The organism is Rhodoluna sp. (assembly GCF_044239955.1).
In the GTDB taxonomy this organism is placed as follows: Bacteria; Actinomycetota; Actinomycetes; order Actinomycetales; family Microbacteriaceae; genus Rhodoluna.
In genome coordinates this window covers 51,342-72,907 of record NZ_JBIIAL010000003.1, presented here as the reverse complement: position 1 = coordinate 72,907, position 21,566 = coordinate 51,342, and the positions used below count along the sequence as shown (strand labels likewise).

Genomic DNA, 21,566 nt, shown 5'->3' with positions numbered 1-21,566 from the left:
CTTGAGTGCGACAATTCTTGATGGCTTAGCTACGGCTAAGGCGATAAAGAAAGAACTTGCAGCCAAAGTTGCTGAGCTAAAAAAGCGTGGCATGACTCCAGGCCTTGGAACCTTGCTGGTTGGAGATGACCCGGGTTCACACGCCTATGTGTCTGGCAAGCATCGCGACTGCGCCGAAGTTGGAATCAAGTCGATCCGAATTGATTTACCAGCGAGTGCATCAAAGTCAGATATCTTGAATTCAATTAATGAGTTGAACTCATCCAAGGATGTCACCGGCTACATCATCCAGCTACCACTGCCAGTGGGAATTGATTCATTAGAACTTCTTGAGCTGATTGACCCAGCAAAAGATGCCGATGGATTGCACCCAGTGAACCTGGGACGATTGGTTCTAAATGTTTCAGGAGAAATGAAATCACCAGTTCCTTGCACGCCTGCTGGAATTGTTGAACTACTTCGTAGATATGATGTTTCACTAAGTGGCAAAAAAGTAGCGGTGCTTGGCAGGGGAGTAACTGTTGGTAGACCGCTTGGTTTGCTGCTTACTAGAAAAGGAGTCGACGCAACAGTAACCCTGTTGCATTCGGCCAGCAAAAACATTCCCGAAGCTTTGCAAAATGCTGATGTCATTGTTGCCGCTATTGGTGTTCCACATTTTGTGAAGCCAGAGTGGGTCAAACAAGGAGCTGCGGTCTTAGATGTCGGCATCAGCAGAATTGAAGGGGACAAGCTTGTGGGGGATGTTGATCCAAGGGTGTCAGAGGTTGCAGGCTACCTATCGCCAAACCCAGGTGGAGTGGGTCCGATGACCCGCGCGATGTTGCTACAAAACGTGGTTCAGCTGGCTTCTAGAACTTAGATCTAATCGCCCAGAGGTCAGCAAATACGGGCCTAAACAGAGTACTGGCCAGATAACCAACCCCCGCAGACCCACCAGTTCCCATCTTTGCTCCAATGGTGCGCTCGACCATTTTTACGTGACGATAACGCCACTCCTGGAATCCCTCATCGAGATCCATGAGGGCTTCGCCCACCATGTTGGCTTCTGGATCATTTCGATGAGCGGCAAGTAATACTTCTTGAACCTGTTCGTTTGCTTCATAAGGAAGCGATACGTCTCGATCCAAAACTTCCTTTGGCATTTTGTGTCCGCGAGAGTCAAAGAATCTCAAGGCACTGTCGTAAAGGCTTGCTCTACTCATGGCGGCCTCAACTTTGTTTCTGGCGCTTGATCCAGGAACAAGGTGAGAAGCCATAGACATTCCGGTTCCTGCCTTGGCATCGGCTCCTGCCTGGTCCCGTCTTCCAAGAACCGCTTCTAGCTCACGAAACTGAGCGGATTGAAAACCGGATGCGGAACTAAGGCGACCGCGGAATGAGTTGAATTGCAAAGGTGTCATCGTTTCAAGAATGTCTAGCTGCGCCACACAAGTTTTCATAATAGTTCTCATGCGGCCAAGAATTGACAGAGATCTATGGGTTTTAGATTCCTCCAAGGCAACTTGCAGCGCTTGGCTTTCGTGCAAGAGTTGCTTGAACCAAAGCTCATAAACCTGGTGAATTGTTATGAACAGAAGCTCGTCGTGCTCTGGTCCATCAGATAGCGGCTGTTGGAGCTCGAGTAAGTCATCTACCTTTAGGTAGCTGGTGTATGTGACGGCTTTGTCATGCTGTTCGCTCATTTAGGTAACTCGGTTTCCACTCTCTTGAATTTTTTCGTAGTCCTTGCGCGTAACGGAATCTCTGATTCTTTCGAAACCATCAAATACCTCAACGAAGCTAGTTGGTAACGGCGAAATTGCCAGCCTTATGGAATTTGGCATCCGGTAGTCAGGAACCACTTGGGCGAACTGCCTTAGTGCTGCTGCGATCCTTTTGGCTTCCGGGTGTCCGATTGTGATATGACCTCCGCGAAGTCGGTGATCTCTGGAAGTCAAGAGCGTGAAGCCCAAAGGAACAAGCCAGGCGTCAAACAGCGCAATCATGAGTTCGGTACCAATAGCTGCTTTCTTGGCAATTCGGGAAATTCCTGCCCGCTCAATCATTTCGTAGCTAGCTTGGACTGCTCGAATACCAACTATTGATGGGCTGGCAATCTGGAACCCGCGGATGCCATTGTTCTTGTCAAAAACCGGTCCCATTGCAAACTGATCGTCCTGAGCAAACCACCCCTGAATGGGCACTTTCAAGCTGGATTGCAGTTCCTTGCGAACATATAACCAAGCCGGTGAACCAGGGCCGCTGTTGCCGTACTTATAGGTGCAGCCAACAGCCAAGTCCACTCCATTGGAGTCGAAATCTAGCTCCACGGAGCCTCCAGCGTGAGATGCATCCCAAACAACCAACCCGCCGTAAGAGCGAACCAAATCAGTTATTGCTTTCAGGTTTGCCCTAGCTCCAGATCGATAGTTAACCGCCTGCAGTGTCACTAAAGCAACATCGGTACTCAAAAATGGCGCTAAGAGTTCAGCTGTTACCAGCTCATTCTCGGAGGCAATTTTTACTGAACCTGGACCACCGGTTCCATCGGTGTCTAGAGTGATTAGCTTCAAATTGAATTGCTCCGCTATGCCTTGAATAACAAATCGGTCGGTCGGGAAGTTAGCTGAGTCGATGATGATTGCTTTTCGTCCAGGACGAGCTTTGATTGCCGCAACGCACAGCTGGTAAAAATTCACGCTAGTCGTGTCACAAACCAATACCTGACCACTTGCGGCACCAAGAGTCGCTCTTCCCAGAAGATCCCCTGCAGGCTGAGCCTCGTCGATCCAGTGACTCCAGCCATCAACTAGCTCAGTGCCCCACTCGTCGGTAAGAAAGCTTGAAACTCTATCGATAGTTGCAAGCGGTAACCGACCAAGCGAGTTTCCGTCTAGGTAACAAAGTGATTCATCTTTGACGAAGAACTCTTTGCGAAATTCTTTGAGTTCGTCGGCCTGATCTAGAAGTTCTGCAGTGCTTCTTGAAAGCAGGTCGCCGATTCCTCTAAGCAATGGGTAGTTCATGAGGTTTAGCCTAGCCCGAACAAAGACTTCGAATTACACCAGGAGCTGGTGCTTGGCTAGCTGTTTGTATAGCGGCGTGGACTTCACAAGCTGCGAGTGTGTTCCTGAGCCAACTACCTGTCCCTGGTCGAGAACGATAATTAGATCGCTATCGACAACCGTGGAGAGCCTGTGAGCGATAACAATCATTGTTCTGCCCTGAGCCACAGCATCGATAGCCTCTCGCATCCGCTGCTCGTTTAGGCCATCGAGAGCCGAGGTTGATTCATCCAGTAGCAGAATTGGCGGAGCCGCCAACAAGGCTCTGGCTATAGCAAGACGCTGACGCTCTCCACCGGAGAGCATGATTCCAGCCTCTCCAACCTCAGCGTCAAGGCCCCTCTTGTCTCTTTTGAGAACGGCGGTGAGGTTCACTTCTGCGAGCACCGACTTGAGCTGTGCATCAGTTGCATTAGGAGAGCCAATCAAAAGATTTTCTCTAATGGAGCCAGCTAGTACCGGCGCATCTTGCTCAACATAACCAATTTGAGAACGTAAGGCGTCACGTGAAAGCTCGGTAACGGGTGTGCCATCAAGCAAAATCTCGCCAGAGTTTGGTTCGTAGAATCTTTCGATTAGCGACAAGATGGTTGATTTTCCGGCACCCGATGGTCCAACCAATGCGACGCGGTCACCCTTTTTGATCTTGAAACTAACCGAACTTAGAACCGGCTTTCCATCTCGATGGGCTTCGGCTGCTGGATAGGCAAAGCTAACCTTCTTGAACTCAATAGCACTTTGAGTTCTTTTTGGCTTAGAAGTTTGGGCAGATTCGGAAGCGCTCTCCTCGAGAGGTAGCTGAAGGATCTCTTCAATTCGAGCAAGGGCACCGAGCGCACTCATCACCGAGCTGTATGCGCCAAAAGCTTGCCCGAGTGGCCTGATCATCAAAAACATCAAAAGAATGAAAGTAACGAGGTTTGCAACCGATGTTTCTCCCGCTGCAACCCGGTAGCCACCAACACCGAGAACGACAATGAACGCGGCGTTAGAAGCAACTCCCGCAATTGGCGAAATCAGCGCATTGATTTTTGCAATCTTTACGCCCTGAACATATGCTTCGTTCGCGTCGTTGCTAATGCCTTCGGTTTCTCTGGCCTCAGCTCTAGCTGCACGAATGGTTCTAACCGCTGACAAGGCTCGCTCAACCGATGCTGCCATGTCACCTACTCGTTGCTGTGCTTTTGTAGTCGCAGATCTAATCTGTCTTGCTGAAACCACAATCGAAGCAACCGCGACAGATATCATCGCGAGAGTGAGAAATAGTAAGAATGGGTCAATGAATGCCATGGCTATGATTGCACCAACAAAGATCAGCACACCACCGGCTGCATCAATTAGACCTTGAGTGAGAACGGCACGCAACAAGGTTGTGTCGGAACCAACCCTGGATACTAGGTCACCGGTTCTTCTAAGGTCGTACTCCAAAATCGGTAGCTTCAGTAGCCTTACCGCAAGCTTGTTACGGGCTGATAGAACAACACCTTCGCCAGCTTTTGCCAACACGTAGTACATAAATCCGCTGGCAATTCCGGCTCCAAGAATCACCAGTACCAGAATCAGAGCTAGCTGTCCTACGTCTTCGCCGTTTTGAACGGCGGAAATTACCTGCCCTACTACCAGCGGCTGAGCCAAGCTAACTACCGCTCCAATCAAAGAGAGCACCACCGCAACAACCAAAGCTGCTTTGTGTTCAAAAAGGTAGGGGGTTAGCTGGCTGAACTTAGCCTTCGGCCCCGTGTCTTTGGGGCCTAGATTTCTTCCTCTACCTGCCATGCTCATTTTCTAAATTCCTTCAATCATTGGGTCACCGTAGATCTTCTCGTTGAGAAGAAAGTTAATCTCCGGAAGCGATAAGGCTTCGGTGTATGCGGTGTTTTTGAAAAACTTGGAGTAATCAACGCTCTCGAGAGCAGCCAGCGCCTGCGGGTGGTGAAGTTTCAAAAACATTTGAGTGGTATTTGGAACTTGCTCAAATTCAGTCTTCACCTTCCCGCAGCCATAACCAAAGATTGTCAGTGAAACATCAGCCTGTTCTGGTGAAACTTTTTCAATGATGCCCTTATCGGTAACTCGAACCAAAGCTCTGGGTGAATCTGTTTTTTTCCAAATCTGAAAGCATGTTGCCAGATGTGTCTTGTTCGATAGCGGGGATTCTTCAGAGTCGACATAGTCAATTTCTATATCTAGATCAAGAGCCAGCTCAAATCCCAAGTCGAGCCGATTCGTTACTGACCACTTACGCCATGACCTCGGGACAATAAAGCAAATGGCGTCGCTAACTAGCGCCGCATGGTTGAAAAAGGGAATGCTTAGCGAATTGTTTCTTCCAAACGGGGGATTGGAAATGGTTATTAAATTGCTTTCCTTGATTTCCTGCTCGAGGAAATTTCCTTCTGTTACAAGTTCATGAAGTGGCTCGATGTCGAAGCTTATTACTTTGCTGACTCCAACAGCTTGCACGGCTTCGATGAATGCGCCGGTTCCACCAGCTGGCTCGAGGACTGTCTTTCCCGCAAGTGGGCCAAGCACCTTTTCAATTTGCGCAACTAGTTCTAGCGCAAGAGATTTTGGCGTGTAGTACTGCTCTTTCCCAGTAACCCGAGTGTTCCCCAATTTTGCTGCGGGAAGGGTTTCGGTACTCATGAATCAAGGCTAACAAGCATTAGAAGACTTGATGTAGCTGACAAAAGTCGACAGCGACCTAGAGTGTTGCCGCGGTAGACCTGAAAACCTACCAAAGGGCCAATTTCTTCATCGTTATTGCGGCCTCAACCGCTTCAGCACCTTTATCTTCTTTTGATCCTGGTAGACCAGCTCGATCGAGTGCCTGCTGCTCATTGGCTACAGTCAAAAGCCCGAAACCGATTGGAACAGAGCTATCTAACTGAACGCGAGTCAGGCCACTGGTGGCAGCATCGCAGACGTAGTCAAAGTGAGGAGTGTCACCCTGAATTACAACACCAAGGGCAATTACAACTTCTGCTCCGTCTTTGATCGCGATTTGGGCTCCAAGTGGAAGTTCAAATGCACCTGGCACTCGAATAATCTTGTAGTCAGTGTTTCCCGCAGCCTTGAGTGCGCGCTCAGCTCCGGCCAAAAGGCCATTGGTGATTACTTCGTGCCAGCTGGTGACAACAACTGAAACTTTAATTCCAGCTGCGTCGATTGCTATTTTTGGGGCGCCGTTACCGCTCATCTCTGTCCAATTCTGGAATCATGTGACCCATTTTTTCTCGCTTGGTTTCCATGTATTCAACGTTCTCATCTTGCTGACCAACAACAATAGGGACATACTCGTTGACAACTATTCCAGCAGCCTCGAGGGCTTCAATCTTGGCTGGGTTGTTGCTCATGAGTCGCACACTCTTAATCCCGAGGTCTCCCAGGATCGAAACTGCTGCCCCATACTCTCTTGCCTCACTTGGAAGACCCAGGGCAAGGTTAGCTTCAACTGTGTCCATGCCCTCATCTTGCAAGGCGTAGGCCTTGAGCTTATTCAAGAGCCCAATTCCGCGACCTTCTTGACCACGAAGGTAGATAACAACCCCGCCCTTTGGATCGGTTGCTATCTTGTCCAGAGCAAAGTCAAGCTGCGGACCACATTCACACTTTTTGGAACCGAAGGCTTCTCCAGTAATGCACTCGCTGTGCATTCTCACCAGCACGTCTTCGTGTCTTGGTTCACCGGCAATGATTGCAACGTGCTCCGCGGTGGTCTTGGTGTCGTAGTAGCCACGGACCTTAAAGGACCCGTGGGTACTCGGCATCTTGGCCTCAGCCTCGAACCTGATTCGACTTACTGAGTCATCGCTTGGGATTGGCTCTGCCACTTCGCGGTAGTCAAAGATCTGTTCGATGCTGATAACAGGGAGGCCTTCTTTTGCGCCAACTTCTTGAAGCTCTGGAAGACGCATCATGGTTCCATCTGCAGAAACCATTTCGGCAATCACGCCAACCGGGGTAAGGCCAGCAAGTTTTAGAAGATCTACCGTTGCTTCAGTGTGTCCTGGTCTTCCAAACACACCATCTGGGTGAGCTCTCAGGGGAATAACATGACCTGGACGAATCAGATGTGCGGGCTGAGAATTTGGGTCAGCAAGAATTCGCAATGTTTGAGCTCTGTCGGCAGCACTGATTCCGGTTGTGACCCCGGAAGCCGCGTCAACTGAAACTGTGTACTGGGTACGGTAACGATCTTGATTGTTGTTAGTCATCAATGGAAGTTCCAAGCGGTTAGCGAGGGACTCTGACATCGGTGCGCAAAGGAAACCCGAGGTGTGATTAACCATCCAAGAGATCCATTCGGGTGAGGCAAACTGCGCTGCCATGATCGCGTCACCTTCGTTCTCACGATTACGGTGATCTACTACCAGCACCGGCTTTCCAGCCTTCAGGGTTTCTAGTGCCTGTTCTATGGTTGCCAGATTCATTTCTGACTCCTTGCCTCTATTAGTTTCTCAATGTGCTTTGCCAAGATATCTGCTTCTACGTTCAACTTTGCTCCAACACCCTTTTGACCAAGAGTGGTTAGTCGCAAAGTTTCAGGTATCAGGCTCAGCGAAACCACATCACCTGAGATGTCATTCACTGTTAGTGAAACTCCGTCAAAAGTAATTGAACCCTTGTGAACTACATACTTAGCTAGCTCGCTAGGAATTCTTACCTTTATTACCTCCCAGTTAGCACTTGGCTCTCTGGAGATGATTTCTGCAACTCCGTCCACGTGACCTTGGACCACGTGCCCTCCGAATCTTCCGGCACCAGACATTGCGCGCTCGAGATTCACTTTGTCGCCAACAGAGATTCCGTCAAGGCTGGTTCTATTAAGTGTTTCGAGCATTACATCGGCAACAAAGCCATCGGGGGTCAATTCAGCCGCCGTTAGGCAGGTTCCATTCACAGATATCGATTCACCTTGAGAAAGATCGGATCGCACTAGCTCTCCGCTAACTTGCAAGCGAATGCTGTCGCCTAGCTCTTTTACTCCTGAAATGGTTCCAAGTTCTTCTACTATGCCTGTAAACATCAGATTCTCCCTACTGGTTTGGCGATGATCTGAACATCTAAACCGAGGTTTTTGACTTCTAAAAACTCAAGAGCCTTCGCGTCTTGGATTGAAGGAACGTCGATGGAGCCAATTGCGAGCTTGTCGCCACCAATCAATTTTGGAGCTAGGTAAATGACAAATTCATCTACTAGATCCATTTGAACAAATCGACTTGCAAGAGTTGGCCCACCCTCGAGCAAAACATGCTTGATACCTTTTTCGTAAAGCTCGCTTAGCGCACCATGGATTGATTGGGTTTTCAAAGTGACTGTTTGTGCATCGTCATTGAATACTCGCAGTTCTGCCGGTAACTCCCGTTCGCCAAGCACAACCCTTAGTGGTTGCGCTTGATAGAGCGACCCATCTGGTTTTCTAGCGGTCAGTTCTGGATCATCAATGAGCGCAGTGCCGGTTCCAACCATGATGGCGTCAACTTCGGATCTTCTTTGGTGAGCGTCTTGCCTGGATTCTTCTCCGCTGATCCACTTGCTAGTTCCATCTTGCGCTGCAGCTCGACCATCGACACTACTTGCCCACTTCAAGGTAACAAACGGTCGTTTGTTTTTTGCAGCCGTGAGCCACACTCTTGACTGCTTATCTGCTTTATCGGCATGAAAACCAGAGATTACTTCAATTCCTGAATTCCGCAGTGTTTCTGCACCACCACTGGACTGATCGCCTGGATCTAAAGAAGCAAACACGACTTTTCCAACGCCCGCGTTAATGAGTGCTTGTGAGCATGGACCAGTTTTACCTGTGTGATTGCACGGCTCTAAAGTGACGATCGCAGTTGAACCTTGAGGAAGTTTGGATTCGCCATTGAGAGCAGAGTTGATTGCAACCACTTCGGCATGGTCTGTTCCAGACCCCTTGTGATATCCCTCACCAAGTAGTTCGCCTTGCGCATTTAGAATCACAGCGCCTACCTGGGGGTTCACTCCTGTGATTGGTCCCTTTAGGGCAAGCTCAAGAGCGCGAGTCATCGCGTCGTCGAGGCTTAGCTTGGACATGTCCCTACCCTTGTTCGTGTTTGAACCTCGGGGTAGCGGAATGGGAAAGTAGAGTCAGCCGAATTGGCGTTCTAAATCGCCAACGACTAACCCTAGGTTCTTCTCCCATCCGGACTTTAACCGTCGGCTCTGGAATTTCACCAAATCAACCGAATTAGAACTTTTTCAAGATCTGATTCGGGTCGCGGGCTATACCGCCGGCTCAGATTTTCACTGACCCCGAAGAACGTTGTTGCGTTTCTATCCTTACAGATAACTACAATTCGTGCCCAAAAATTTCATGGGCTCCCAGCTAACTCCTAGGAATAAAGCCAATTTTGTCGTAAACGCTAGCCAAAGTGGCCTCGGCTAGTTCGTTGGCACGCGAGGAGCCAGAGGCCAACAAGCGATCTAGCTCGTCGGTGTTCGAAAGTAACTCGGTAGCCCGTTGCCTAATTGGTTCGATAATCGAAATTACTGCATCGGCAACTTCCGACTTTAGGTCTCCGTAACCTTTGCCAGCAAAGGACGCTTCTAAATCCTTTATTGATTTACCTGAGACGGCTGAGTAGATTCCAAGCAGATTTGAAACTCCGGCTTTCTTTTCTGCGTCAAATCTAATCTCGCTATCGGCATCGGTTACGGAACTCTTGATCTTTTTCACCGTCACGCTGGAATCATCCATAATGTTGATGGTTCCTTTTGGTTCGTTTGACTTAGACATTTTTGCAGTTGGGTTCTGTAGGTCATAAATCTTTGCAGTTTCTTTCAAGATGTGAGCTTCGGGAACAATAAAAGTCTCGCCGAATCTCGAATTGAATCTCATTGCTAGATCTCTGGTCAGTTCAAGGTGTTGCCTTTGGTCTTCCCCAACAGGCACCTTCTTGGGTTGATAAAGCAATATGTCCGCAGCCTGCAAGATTGGGTAGGTGAACAAACCAACCGACGCAGAGTCACTTTCGGCTTTTTGAGACTTGTCTTTGAACTGAGTCATTCGACCAGCTTCGCCAACGCCGGTTATGCAATTGAGGACCCAGGCAAGTTGCGCGTGAGCGGGAACTTGGGACTGGATAAACAAGGCTGACTTGTTTGGATCGATTCCAGCTGCAATGTATTGTGCAGCGGTTCGTCGGGTGTTTGCAAGAAGCTGCTTCGGGTCTTGGGGGACAGTGATGGCGTGCAGGTCGGCAATCATGTAATAGGCGTTGAACTCTTCTTGCATCGCAACCCAGTTGTTCAATGCCCCCAGATAGTTTCCTAGGTGCAGGGAGTCTGCAGATGGCTGCATGCCGCTTAGAAGATTAGCTTTGCTCACCCTAGATAGCGTATTCCACAGTTACCGGAGAATGGTCAGTCCAACGCGCGCCATAGCTTGGGGCCCTGTGTACTTTGTACTTTCCAGAGACCTTGGCTAGAGCTGGTGTTGCCAGGTGATAGTCAATTCTCCAGCCGGCATCGGTATCAAATGCCTTACCGCGATAGGACCACCAGGTGTATGGGCCAGGTTTGTTTGGGTGGGTGGCTCGACCGACATCGACCCAGCCCTGCTTACCCATAAACGTGTCGAAGTAGGCACGCTCTTCAGGCAAGAATCCAGCGTTTTTGATATTGCCTTTCCAGTTTTTAATATCCAATTCAGTGTGACCGACGTTTAGATCCCCAACCACCAAAGCCAATGTTTGCTCTTTGGTGAGCTTTGCCATTCGAGACTGCATGGCTTCTAGAAACTTGTATTTTTCAACTTGCTTGGGGGTATCGACTTCACCGGAGTGAACGTAGCAACTCACAACCGTAATCGCCTTGCTGCCGACTTTGAATACGCCTTCTAGCCAACGTCCTGCCGAGTCAAAGTCTTTAGCGCCAAGGGTAACTTTGGATTTAATTGCTGGCACTTTGCTCACCAGTGCAACACCGGCTCGTCCTTTGGCGGATGCTTCGTCGTGCAGGATGTGCCACTTGCCGCCGTTAGTTGCTAATCCACCGTGTTCATTGAATAGCTCATCCAGATCGGCTCGGCTGGCTCTAACTTCTTGCAATGCTAAAACATCAGCGGTGGATTTTTTGAGCCAATCACCCATGCCATTACGAAATGCTGCACGCACACCGTTGACATTGATTGTTGCAACTTCGAATGGTTTCTTAGTTGGCACTAAAAGCTCACCAGGACTGCGTCCCCTTGAACCGTAACGGTTATCTTTCCTAGGGCGCGCTGAGCCGGACCTTTAATTACAGATCCATCGTCTGCGTTATAAACCGCACCGTGGTTATCACACTTGATTTCAGAATTAGCAACGGTACTCATCACAAATCCTGCGTGGGTACAAACCGCGCTAAAACCCCGGAAGACATCCTGAGAAGGATGAGTAATCAAAATAGGTGTTCCAGAAACATCAAATTTCTTTCCAGATCCCACAGGGATGTCAGTTGTCTTGCAGACCTCTACAGGTGCCGATGCATTTTCAGTCGGCACCTCAGATTCAGTTGCGCCTGGCTCAACAGTTGCTTGTGGGGTGCAAGCAGCCAAAGCAGTTACCGCAGATACTCCAACGGCGGAGGCGATCACTGCTCGACGGGAAACCATTACGGCCTGCCTCTCAGGATTGCCTGCTTCACTTCAGCAATAGCTTTTGTCACCTGAATTCCTCTTGGGCAAGCTTCGGTGCAGTTAAAAGTAGTGCGGCAGCGCCAGACACCTTCTTTATCGTTCAAGATGTCGAGCCTAAGCTCGGCGCCTTCATCGCGGGAATCGAAGATGAAGCGGTGCGCGTTGACGATAGCTGCTGGACCAAAGTACTGGCCGTCGGTCCAGAACACTGGGCAGCTGGTTGTACATGCGGCACACAAAATGCACTTTGTGGTGTCGTCGTAGCGCTCGCGCTGCTCAGGGGACTGCAATCTTTCTTTTTCTGGGTTAGCCCCAGCAATCAAGAAAGGGTTGATGTCGCGGTAAGCCTTGTAGAAAGGCTCCATGTTCACAATCAAGTCCTTTTCAACTGCGAGACCCTTGATTGGCTCTACGTAGATCGGCTGAGTAATGTCAAGATCCTTGATCAGTGTCTTGCAAGCCAAACGGTTTCTTCCGTTGATTCGCATAGCGTCCGAGCCGCAAACACCGTGAGCACAGGATCTACGGAAAGTCAGGGATCCATCAATTTCCCACTTGATCTTGTGCAATGCATCTAGAACACGATCGGTTCCATACATAAGTACGTCGTAGTCAACCCACTTGGCTTCTTCGCTGGTCTCCGGGTCAAAGCGGCGAACCATGAGAGTTACCGTGAATGACGGAATCTCTGCTATTTCTTTAACGCTCTCGACCATTAGTACTTACGCTCCATCGCTGGGTAGTTGGTAACAACCACAGGTTTCCAGTCAACCCGGATGTCCTCACCAGGCTTGGTTGGAACAATCTTGGTTTTGTATGCCATGGAGTGCACCATGAAATCTTCATCGTTTCTGGTCTCGTAATCCTCACGGAAGTGACCACCGCGGCTTTCGCGGCGCTCGCGGGCTGTCATAACCAAAACCTCCGCGAGATCGAACAAGAAGCCCAGTTCGATTGCTTCCAGCAAATCCGTGTTGAATCTCTTGCCGCGGTCTTGAACTGCGATGTTTTCGTAGCGCTTTCTAAGCTCAGTTATCTTGTCTAGGGCCTCATTTAGAGAGTCTTCGGTGCGGTAAACCTGGGCGTTTTTGTCCATAGTTTCTTGCAATTCTTTCCTCAAAACCGCAATCTTCTCGGTACCGGTTGAGTTTCTTGTTACAGAAAGCAAGATCTCAACCTGTGCTGTGGCATTTTCCGGAACTGGAACAAAGTCTGCGTCCTTGGCGTACTCAACCGCATAGATTCCAGCGCGCTTTCCAAAGACGTTAATGTCAAGTAGCGAGTTGGTACCTAGTCGGTTTGCTCCGTGCACCGAAACACATGCACACTCACCAGCAGCGTAAAGACCTGGCACCACAGTGTCGTTGTCGCGAAGCACTTCGGTCTTGATGTTGGTTGGAATTCCACCCATCGCATAGTGTGCGGTTGGGAAAACTGGAACCGGTTCGGTGTAAGGCTCAACACCAAGATAGGTTCTTGCAAACTCCGTAATGTCTGGAAGCTTGGCGTCGATAACTTCTGGTGGCAAATGGGTAAGGTCTAGCAAAACGTAATCCTTGTTTGGACCCGCGCCTCTTCCCTCACGAACCTCGTTTGCCATAGCTCTTGCAACCATGTCTCGAGGAGCAAGGTCCTTAATTGTTGGCGCGTAACGCTCCATGAATCTTTCACCCGAAGCGTTTCTCAAAATTGCTCCCTCACCACGAGCTGCCTCGGAAAGCAAAATACCAAGACCTGCTAGACCTGTTGGGTGGAACTGGTAAAACTCCATGTCTTCTAGTGGAAGACCCTTGCGCCAGATGATTCCAACGCCGTCACCGGTGAGGGTGTGGGCGTTAGAGGTTGTCTTGAAGATCTTTCCAAAACCACCGGTTGCAAAAACAATCGACTTACCCTGGAAAACATGCAGGTCACCGGTAGCTAACTCGTAGGCAACAACCGCTGCTGGACGCTCAACGCCGTCAACCTCGTTCATAACAAGATCAAGAACGTAGAACTCGTTGAAAAACTCGATGCCAAGCTTTACGCAGTTTTGGTACAGGGTCTGCAAGATCATGTGTCCGGTGCGGTCGGCTGCGTAGCAAGACCTTCTAACTGGCGCTTTTCCGTGATCTCTGGTGTGACCACCAAAGCGTCGCTGGTCGATCTTGCCATCTGGGGTTCTGTTGAATGGCAGACCCATGTTCTCTAAATCGATAACTGCCTGGACTGATTCTTTAGCAAGAATTTCAGCGGCATCTTGATCTACTAGGTAGTCTCCACCTTTTACGGTGTCGAAGGTGTGCCACTCCCAGCTGTCTTCTTCAACGTTGGCTAACGCTGCTGCCATTCCACCCTGAGCTGCACCGGTGTGAGAGCGGGTTGGAAAAAGTTTTGAGATAACTGCGGTGCTTGCGTGAGGACCTGCTTCAATGGCAGCGCGCATTCCAGCACCACCGGCACCAACGATTACTACATCGTGTTTGTGAAAGTGAGTCTTTGTTGCGGTTTCACTAGCGGGCAATTACTAGGTCCTTACTGAGTTGGGAAGCAGAATTGAGGAAGCGCCCCTGGCGAAGCGCCGATAGGGCATGGATCGAAAGTGAAGATAACTAAAGTGCCCAAGGTAACCAACGCAGCACAAACACCCCAGAGAGTAAACACGAGTGTCTTTCGCACGCCTTCTCTTTCGGTGTAGTCGTTGACGATGGTTCTCATGCCGTTGGTTCCATGGATCATGGCAAGCCAGAGCATTGCTAGATCCCACCACTGCCAGAACGGAGCAGCCCATTTACCAGCAACGAAAGCAAAGTTGATTGCCTTGATGCCACCTTCTGGAACAACCAAGTTAGAGATCAAGTGAACAAAGATCAAAACAACCAGAGCCGCGCCGGAAACACGCATGTAAATCCAGCCATACTTTTCCCAGTTAGCTTGTTTTTTGGACCTAGGAGAATTTGGGGTCTCGATGATTACTGCCATAATCCGCTCCTAACCGAAAACATTCATAAGGTGACGAGGGGCAAAGGCTGCAAAAATCACGAAGGAGATTCCAACTACAACCCAGAACATCACGTTCTGGTACTTGGCACCCTTGCTCCAGAAGTCAATTAGGGCAATGCGAATTCCGTTGAATCCGTGGTACAAAATCGCCGCTACCAGCCCAAGCTCAGCGACCCCAATAAGAGGTGTCTGATATGTGGCGATTACTACGTTGTAAGCCTCGGGGCTGACCCTAACTAGGGCGGTATCTAGAACATGCACCAAAAGGAAGAAGAATATGGCAACACCGGTAATCCGGTGCATAACCCAGGACCACATACCCACTTTTCCGCGGTATAAAGTGCCTGCTGGCATTGTTGGCAAGTATTGCTCCTTGGAGACGAGATGGGCTTTGGGTTAAATTCTAACCCTGAAACATTCTTGGCTATGCTCATGCGCCCAAGGTGGGCTAGGGTTTTTCTTGTTATGGCAAATCCAAGAAAGCCCAAGGATCGCTTCCATGCAGTTATTCCTGCCGGGGGAGTTGGATCCAGACTTTGGCCACTTTCGAGAGCTTCCGCTCCCAAATTCCTGCACGACCTAACTGGCTCTGGTCAGACCCTGTTGCAAGACACCTGGGACCGAATCGCGCCAATAGCTTCCGCCTCTAGAACCATGATTGTCACGGGTGAAGCTCACGAACAGGCCGTTATGGCCCAGATTCCAGATCTTGACCCAAAGAATCTAGTTATTGAAGCCAGCCCAAAGGACTCAACAGCAGCCATCGCGCTCGCGGCTGCCATTTTGGCCAGGCGTGAGCCGGATGTTATCATCGGCGCCTTCGCCGCCGATCACGTGATCACAGACAGCAAGGCCTTCCAAGACGCGGTGAACCAGGCCATCGAGCTAGCTGCCCACGATCGAATCGTAGTAATAGGTATAACCCCAACCGAACCATCAGTTGGCTTTGGATACATCAAGTCCGGTGACCCAATAGAGATGTCTGGGGCACCGTCGGCACTAGAGGTTGAAAAGTTCGTTGAGAAGCCAAAGTTTGAAAGAGCCAAGAAGTACGTTGAATCGGGCAAGTATCTCTGGAACGCCGGAATGTTCATTGCCCCAGCCGCTCTTTTGCTAAGACAGCTCGCCAAGAGCGAACCCGAGCTACATGCCGCAATTTTGGAACTAGCGGCTGCCTGGGACACCGACAAAAAAGATGCCACTATTGCCAAGCTCTGGCCAGGGCTCAAAAAAGTTGCAATCGATTACTCGATTGCCGAACCAGCCGCCGAAGCAGGACTCGTTGGTTTGATTCCTGGAAAGTTCAGTTGGCATGACGTTGGAGACTTTGCGGCTATCGCCGAATTGCAATCTCAGGGCAGGAAAAACAACCTTGCCGTTTTAGGCGCAGCCAGGGTTTTATCTGATGACTCGAGCGGCATCTTGGTTAGCGAAACCAATCGCATGATTGCGATCATCGGCCTCGAGGACGTAATCATCGTGGACACCCCAGATGCGCTTTTGGTTACCAATAAGGCAAACGCCCAAAAGGTTAAAGCTTTGGTTGACTCTTTAAAGGCAACCGGCCACGACGAAATTCTCTAAACCCAGCCCATTTGTATCAATTTCATCTCGAAACGATATAGCCTCGGCGTTGCGGAAATTTACCGCCTGTTTGCCAGTTATTCTTGTCCCATACCTCGAGTTGTGAACGCCACGGCTCGTACCCAAATAGGAGGAACTAAGTGAAGCTATTTTCACGCTCAAGTGCTGCTAAGGCACTAACACTGGCTGCTGTTTCAGCACTAGTGCTTTCTGGTTGCGCAGCTGCACCAGAAGATGAAGCTACAGATGCAGCAGCAGTTGATTTTCTTGCGTGTGCAGTTTCTGACGAAGGAAACTGGAACGACAAGTCCTTCAACGAAGCTGTTTACACAGGTCTAACCCAGGCAGAAGCTGAACTAGGAGTAACAATCAATGCTCTTGAGTCTGCAACACCTGAAGACTTCGAGCCAAACCTACAGGCAAGCGTTGACGCAGGTTGCGACCTAATCATTGGTGTTGGATTTGCTCTAGGAGATGCAATCACCAAGATCTCTGCTGAGAACCCAGACCTAAACTTTGCTTTGGTTGACTCAACTTCTGAGAGCGCCAACGTAAAGCCATTGCTATTCGAAACTGCTGAGGCAGGCTTCCTAGCTGGTTACGCTTCGGCTGACTACTCAACCTCCAAGACAATCGGTACCTACGGAGGACTTCCTTTCCCTTCAGTTACTGACTTCATGACCGGTTACTACTACGGTGCAATGCAGTGGGGTATCGACAACGACACCGAAGTTACTGTTCTAGGTTGGGATCCAGCTAACCCAGACGGCGGAGACTTCATGGGTGGATTCGCTCCAAACAACCCAGAGGGTCTAGCAATTGCAAAGACTCAGCTACAGGCTGGTGCAGATGTTCTATTGCCAGTTGGTGGAAACCAGTTCACCGCTGCTCAGTCCGCAATTGATGAGTTGAACCCAGACGCAGTTATGTTGGGTGTTGACGTTGACATTGCTGCTGGTAACCCAGATCTAGCGCCATACATTTTCACCTCCATTGAGAAGAGAATGACCATCGCTACATTCGATGTAATCAAGGGCCTAGTTGAGGGAGCTGCATTCGATGCAACTCCTTACGTTGGAACTCTTGCTAACAAGGGTGTTGCAATCACTCCATTCTCTGACTTCGCTTCAAAGGTAAGCTCGGGCCTAGCAGACAAGCTAGCCGAACTTGAGGCTGGAATCATTGATGGCACCTACAAGCCAAAGGGCTAGTAGCTAAATCACTGTTGAAGACCGGATGCTCCTTTTGGGGCATCCGGTCTTCAATTTTTTATGTGGCAGAATAAAGTCTGACCAAAACAATTTGCACATAGGAGTGCTGGATGAGACTAGAGCTAAAGGGAATAACAAAGCGCTTTGGTGCCCTCGTAGCTAACGACTCCATCAACTTGGTAGTTGAGTCTGGAGAAATCCACAGCTTGCTGGGTGAAAACGGAGCTGGCAAATCAACCCTTATGAATGTGCTCTATGGTCTTTACCAAGCCGATGAAGGTCAGATTCTCCTGGATGGCAAGGTCGCAAAATTCTCAGGCCCCGGAGACGCAATGGCGGCGGGCATAGGCATGGTCCACCAACACTTTATGCTCATCCCAGTTTTCACAGTGGCTGAAAATGTTGCGCTAGGTCACGAGCCAACCAACAAGCTTGGAGTTCTAAACCTGGATGCCGCGAGAGCACTTGTAAAAAAGATTTCTGATCGCTTTGGATTTGATGTTGACCCAGACGCCTTGGTTGAGGATTTACCTGTGGGTGTTCAGCAGAGAGTTGAAATCATTAAGTCTTTGGCTCGCGATGCCAAAGTACTAGTACTTGATGAACCGACAGCTGTTTTGACTCCCCAGGAAACTGACGAGCTAATGGAAATCATGCGCGGCCTAGCCAAATCGGGAACTTCGATAGTCTTCATCACTCATAAACTGCGAGAAGTAAAAGCGGTGGCCGACAAGATAACCGTTATTCGACAGGGTCGCGTTGTTGGAGAGGCCAAACCTAGTGCTGAAACAAAAGAACTTGCCAGCATGATGGTCGGGCGCGATGTTGGACTTACTGTCGAAAAGAAGTCTGCCGCGCCTGGCAAGGTAGTGCTGAATGTTCAAGATTTGTCAGTTCTGGATGATCGTGAACAGCGGGCGGTTGATCACGTAAGTTTTGAAGTCAGGGCTGGCGAGATACTCGCTATCGCGGGCGTCCAAGGAAACGGCCAAACAGAACTGGCCGAGGCAATTCTGGGCCTTCGAGGGCTGCACTCTTCCGCCGGAGATATCTCAATTTCAGGATCAAGCGTTCGAGGAAAGTCGGTTAGAACAATTCTTGAAAAGGGTGTCGGCTACGTCCCAGAAGATCGGCAAAAAAACGGACTCATCTCAGAGTTTTCAATAGCTGAAAACCTTATGCTCAACGGCTCTTTCACAAAGCCATTTGCCAAGGGGTTGGGAATTGCCTTTGCCACCAGAAACAAAATAGCCGATGAACTAGTCAAAGAATTTGACGTTAGGACAACATCTGCTCAAAGTGCTGCTGGAAAACTTTCCGGAGGAAACCAGCAAAAGGTTGTTTTGGCCAGGGAGCTTTCTCGGGAAGTGGAGTTGTTAGTTGTTTCTCAGCCAACTCGTGGAGTGGATGTTGGCTCTGTGGAATTCATCCATGAACGGCTGGTTGATGAAAGAAACAGCGGTAAGGCAGTCCTTCTTATCTCTACGGAACTGGATGAAGTTTTGGCTCTCGCCGATCGAATTGCCGTGATGTATCGAGGAAAAATTGTTGGAATTGTTGATGCCAATACTGATAGAGCAAAGCTTGGCCAGATGATGGCGGGTGTAGCGGCATGAGTGAGAAGACAAGAAAAGAACCAATCAACTGGAACGCAGCACTGAAGGAAATTCTTTCCGGTGGAATAACACGAACGGTAATGTCTGTAATTCTGGGCTTTGCCGTTGGAGCGTTTTTCATGATTATTTCAAACAAAGAATTTCTCCAGAGCGTGGGCTATTTCTTCGCAGACCCATTAGCTAGCTTGCGTGCAGCGGGAGATGTTGTTGGCGCAGGGTACGGGGCGTTATTCAAGGGTTCAATTTATAACGCCAGCGCTGCAACCTTTGAAGGTGCAATTAGACCGCTGACCGAAACTCTAAGGCTCGCAGGCCCACTGATCGCTGCCGGACTTGGTATTGGCCTTGGTTTCCGAGTTGGTCTATTCAACATTGGTGGAACTGGTCAGCTTGTCTCTGGTCTAGTTTGGGCAACGTTTGTCGCGACTCGAATAGAGCTTCCTCCAGTCATACACTTTGTGGTCGCGATTGTGGCTGCAATAGTTGGCTCAGCGATTGTAGGTGCCTTTGTTGGTTTTCTTAGAGCGCGAACAGGGGCTAATGAAGTAATCACGACGATTATGTTGAATTACATAATCATTAGCTTCTTCAACTTTTTGCTTTTGGATAACAACTTGCTGCAAGGTGCTACAGCTGGTGGGCACACCAAGTCTGATCCTGCATTCGAGACGGCAAAACTTCCAGGACTACTCGGTGAGAATTTCGCGCTCAACCTGGGATTTGTCTTGTCCATTGTGGCCGTGGTTGTCTACTGGTGGCTCATGGAGAGATCAACAATTGGATTTAGGCTCCGAGCTGTTGGCTTCAATGCTTCGGCTGCAAAAACCGCAGGCATTAACGTCGAGGGAACCTATATTCTTGCCCTAGGTCTATCGGCAGCGTTTGTTGGAATAGCCGCCGCTAATCAAGCTTTATCTTCAACCGGTGGAGTCACACCAACCACTCACGCTGGTATTGGTTTTGATGCCATAACTGTTGCGCTTCTTGGTGGATCAACTGCTTCGGGTGTGTTACTGGCTGGGCTGTTATTCGGTGCCTTTAAAGCTGGATCATCGGCTATTCAGATTGAAGGAATTTCTCCTGACGTGCTCGGCATTGTCCAAGGTGCGATTGTTTTGTTCATTGCTGCCCCACCTTTGATTAGGGCAATCTTCCGTCTTCCGCCGCCGCAGACTACGACGATGCTGAGTGCCCTAAAGTCGAAGTTTTTTAGTCGAGGAGGAAAATAATGGCCACTGAGACTAAAAAGGAAGTTCGCGAGTCCTGGAAGACACCAACTGTCATGGGCTCCATAGCCGCAGTAATTTTTGTTTTCTTTGGAATCCTCGGTAAATCTGAAATTGTTTCATTCGAACTAACTGGAGTCAGGGAAGCGATCCAGCTGCCTTACTTGGACATTCCTTCCAGCGTCCTGGGAACTGTGGCTGGGATTTTCTTGCTTGCCATAACTGGATATGTGGCTTGGCAGGTCAGTAGAAACATACGAGCATCGATTTGGTTCTCAATGCTCTTTGGCGCTATAGCGCTGGTGGCGCTTTTGGGCTGGCTGGCAGCAGGTTCTGTGGTTCCAGTGGCTTTCATATTGGGATCAGCCTTGGTCTTGGCAGTGCCAATCATGCTTGGGGCAATGGCCGGAGTAATGAGTGAGCGAGTCGGCGTTGTGAACATTGCAATTGAGGGTCAGCTACTAACTGGGGCTTTCGTTGCTTCCGTGGTCAGCACACTCACCGGCAACCAAATTATCGGCATTCTCTCCGCCATGGTTACCGCAGCTCTATTTTCAGCAGTGCTGGCAGTATTTGCAGTGCGCTTTTTGGCTCAACAAATCATTGTTGGTGTGGTTCTAAACGTTCTGGCGATTGGAATAACTAACTTCCTTTATCAGCAATGGGTAACTGAGGATGAGTCCGCAACGAATAGCCCAGGTACTCTTCCGATTATTCACGTTCCGTTTCTTGGAGATATTCCTGTTATCGGACCAGTTCTATTTCAAAACAGAATCACAGTTTTTCTTGCGATTGGAATTGTGATCGTTTTGTGGTTTGTGCTTTTCAAGACCAAATTGGGTCTGCGAGCCAGAGCCGTTGGAGAGAACCCTTTAGCTGCAGACACAGTTGGCATCAACGTCTCTCGCACTAGATTCTGGTGGGTAACACTTGGCGGGCTTTTGGCTGGACTTGGAGGCGCAGCCCTAACCGTTGGCAGCTCAGGATCCTTCGGGCGTGAAATGTCCGGCGGATTAGGATTTATCGCTTTGGCCGTTGTTATCTTGGGACGCTGGCACCCAGGATATGCCACGGCAGCAGCGCTCCTATTTGGCTTCTCAATTATTTTGAGAATCTGGGCTAACCAAGTTAGCCCAGGAATTCCTACTAACTTCATCACCATGGTCCCGTATCTTGTGACAATAATTGCCGTAGTTGGATTCGTTGGTCGATCTAGACCGCCCGCCGCTGACGGTATTCCTTATGTGAAGGGTTAG

The 21,566-nt window shown here is 49.5% G+C and carries 21 protein-coding genes and 1 riboswitch; of the genes, 6 read left to right on the top strand and 15 right to left on the bottom strand.

Annotated features, from left to right (window positions below):
* Position 1 precedes the first annotated feature (1 nt).
* Positions 2 to 862: a bifunctional methylenetetrahydrofolate dehydrogenase/methenyltetrahydrofolate cyclohydrolase gene (locus tag AC9UFE_RS02400; RefSeq protein WP_509545384.1), complete on the top strand. Its 861-nt coding sequence runs from the start codon at positions 2 to 4 to the stop codon at positions 860 to 862.
* Here the strand turns inward: AC9UFE_RS02400 and AC9UFE_RS02395 are convergent.
* The 15 genes from AC9UFE_RS02395 to sdhC all read right to left on the bottom strand — a co-directional run bounded on the left by AC9UFE_RS02395 (position 852) and on the right by sdhC (position 15,027).
* Positions 852 to 1,685 carry a tryptophan 2,3-dioxygenase gene (locus AC9UFE_RS02395; RefSeq protein ID WP_509545383.1) on the bottom strand — a complete coding sequence of 278 codons (834 nt, stop codon included), beginning with the start codon at positions 1,683 to 1,685 and terminating at the stop codon, positions 852 to 854. The genes AC9UFE_RS02400 and AC9UFE_RS02395 overlap by 11 nt on opposite strands.
* On the bottom strand, positions 1,686 to 3,008 hold the full coding sequence (locus AC9UFE_RS02390; RefSeq protein WP_509545382.1) for a kynureninase: 1,323 nt from the start codon (positions 3,006 to 3,008) through the stop codon (positions 1,686 to 1,688).
* Positions 3,009 to 3,041: 33 nt separating this feature from the next.
* Positions 3,042 to 4,829 carry an ABC transporter ATP-binding protein gene (locus tag AC9UFE_RS02385; protein ID WP_509545381.1) on the bottom strand — a complete coding sequence of 596 codons (1,788 nt, stop codon included), beginning with the start codon at positions 4,827 to 4,829 and terminating at the stop codon, positions 3,042 to 3,044.
* A gap of 3 nt (positions 4,830 to 4,832) precedes the next feature.
* Positions 4,833 to 5,693: a hypothetical protein gene (locus AC9UFE_RS02380; RefSeq protein WP_509545380.1), complete on the bottom strand. Its 861-nt coding sequence runs from the start codon at positions 5,691 to 5,693 to the stop codon at positions 4,833 to 4,835.
* 88 nt (positions 5,694 to 5,781) lie between these two features.
* Positions 5,782 to 6,246, bottom strand: a complete 465-nt coding sequence (ribH, locus tag AC9UFE_RS02375; RefSeq protein ID WP_509545379.1) for a 6,7-dimethyl-8-ribityllumazine synthase — start codon at positions 6,244 to 6,246, stop codon at positions 5,782 to 5,784.
* Positions 6,236 to 7,480: a GTP cyclohydrolase II gene (ribA, locus tag AC9UFE_RS02370; protein ID WP_509545378.1), complete on the bottom strand. Its 1,245-nt coding sequence runs from the start codon at positions 7,478 to 7,480 to the stop codon at positions 6,236 to 6,238. Before ribA ends, ribH begins: the two co-directional genes overlap by 11 nt.
* Entirely contained in the window at positions 7,477 to 8,076 is a 600-nt protein-coding gene (locus tag AC9UFE_RS02365) for a riboflavin synthase (RefSeq protein WP_509545377.1), read from the bottom strand. Before AC9UFE_RS02365 ends, ribA begins: the two co-directional genes overlap by 4 nt.
* A complete protein-coding gene (ribD, locus tag AC9UFE_RS02360; RefSeq protein WP_509545376.1) occupies positions 8,076 to 9,107 on the bottom strand; it encodes a bifunctional diaminohydroxyphosphoribosylaminopyrimidine deaminase/5-amino-6-(5-phosphoribosylamino)uracil reductase RibD in 1,032 nt (343 codons plus the stop codon). The genes AC9UFE_RS02365 and ribD overlap by 1 nt, the downstream gene beginning before the upstream one ends.
* A 93-nt stretch (positions 9,108 to 9,200) precedes the next feature.
* A riboswitch (FMN riboswitch) is annotated at positions 9,201 to 9,338 on the bottom strand.
* Positions 9,339 to 9,399: 61 nt separating this feature from the next.
* Positions 9,400 to 10,401 (bottom strand): tryptophan--tRNA ligase, encoded by a 1,002-nt coding sequence (trpS, locus tag AC9UFE_RS02355; protein ID WP_509545375.1) that lies wholly within the window; start codon positions 10,399 to 10,401, stop codon positions 9,400 to 9,402.
* 1 nt (position 10,402) lies between these two features.
* Entirely contained in the window at positions 10,403 to 11,236 is an 834-nt protein-coding gene (locus tag AC9UFE_RS02350) for an exodeoxyribonuclease III (protein ID WP_509545374.1), read from the bottom strand.
* Positions 11,236 to 11,667, bottom strand: a complete 432-nt coding sequence (locus AC9UFE_RS02345; RefSeq protein ID WP_509545373.1) for a Rieske (2Fe-2S) protein — start codon at positions 11,665 to 11,667, stop codon at positions 11,236 to 11,238. The genes AC9UFE_RS02350 and AC9UFE_RS02345 overlap by 1 nt, the downstream gene beginning before the upstream one ends.
* Complete coding sequence (locus AC9UFE_RS02340; protein ID WP_509545372.1) at positions 11,667 to 12,407, bottom strand: succinate dehydrogenase iron-sulfur subunit; 741 nt, start codon at positions 12,405 to 12,407, stop codon at positions 11,667 to 11,669. The genes AC9UFE_RS02345 and AC9UFE_RS02340 overlap by 1 nt, the downstream gene beginning before the upstream one ends.
* The gene (sdhA, locus tag AC9UFE_RS02335; protein ID WP_509545371.1) at positions 12,407 to 14,194 is read right to left on the bottom strand and encodes a succinate dehydrogenase flavoprotein subunit; all 1,788 of its coding nucleotides are present in this window, start codon (positions 14,192 to 14,194) and stop codon (positions 12,407 to 12,409) included. Before sdhA ends, AC9UFE_RS02340 begins: the two co-directional genes overlap by 1 nt.
* Before the next feature lie 11 nt (positions 14,195 to 14,205).
* Positions 14,206 to 14,652, bottom strand: a complete 447-nt coding sequence (locus AC9UFE_RS02330; RefSeq protein ID WP_509545370.1) for a succinate dehydrogenase hydrophobic membrane anchor subunit — start codon at positions 14,650 to 14,652, stop codon at positions 14,206 to 14,208.
* A gap of 9 nt (positions 14,653 to 14,661) precedes the next feature.
* Complete coding sequence (sdhC, locus tag AC9UFE_RS02325) at positions 14,662 to 15,027, bottom strand: succinate dehydrogenase, cytochrome b556 subunit (protein ID WP_509545422.1); 366 nt, start codon at positions 15,025 to 15,027, stop codon at positions 14,662 to 14,664.
* A 111-nt stretch (positions 15,028 to 15,138) separates the two neighbouring features.
* Between sdhC and AC9UFE_RS02320 the strand changes: the two genes are divergently transcribed.
* From AC9UFE_RS02320 to AC9UFE_RS02300, 5 genes are all read left to right on the top strand, one after another.
* Positions 15,139 to 16,257 (top strand): mannose-1-phosphate guanylyltransferase, encoded by a 1,119-nt coding sequence (locus tag AC9UFE_RS02320; protein ID WP_509545369.1) that lies wholly within the window; start codon positions 15,139 to 15,141, stop codon positions 16,255 to 16,257.
* Positions 16,258 to 16,397: 140 nt separating this feature from the next.
* Entirely contained in the window at positions 16,398 to 17,468 is a 1,071-nt protein-coding gene (locus AC9UFE_RS02315; protein ID WP_509523273.1) for a BMP family lipoprotein, read from the top strand.
* A gap of 110 nt (positions 17,469 to 17,578) precedes the next feature.
* Positions 17,579 to 19,084 (top strand): ABC transporter ATP-binding protein, encoded by a 1,506-nt coding sequence (locus AC9UFE_RS02310; protein WP_509545368.1) that lies wholly within the window; start codon positions 17,579 to 17,581, stop codon positions 19,082 to 19,084.
* Positions 19,081 to 20,313: an ABC transporter permease gene (locus AC9UFE_RS02305; protein WP_509545367.1), complete on the top strand. Its 1,233-nt coding sequence runs from the start codon at positions 19,081 to 19,083 to the stop codon at positions 20,311 to 20,313. The genes AC9UFE_RS02310 and AC9UFE_RS02305 overlap by 4 nt, the downstream gene beginning before the upstream one ends.
* A complete protein-coding gene (locus tag AC9UFE_RS02300) occupies positions 20,313 to 21,566 on the top strand; it encodes an ABC transporter permease (protein WP_509545366.1) in 1,254 nt (417 codons plus the stop codon). The genes AC9UFE_RS02305 and AC9UFE_RS02300 overlap by 1 nt, the downstream gene beginning before the upstream one ends.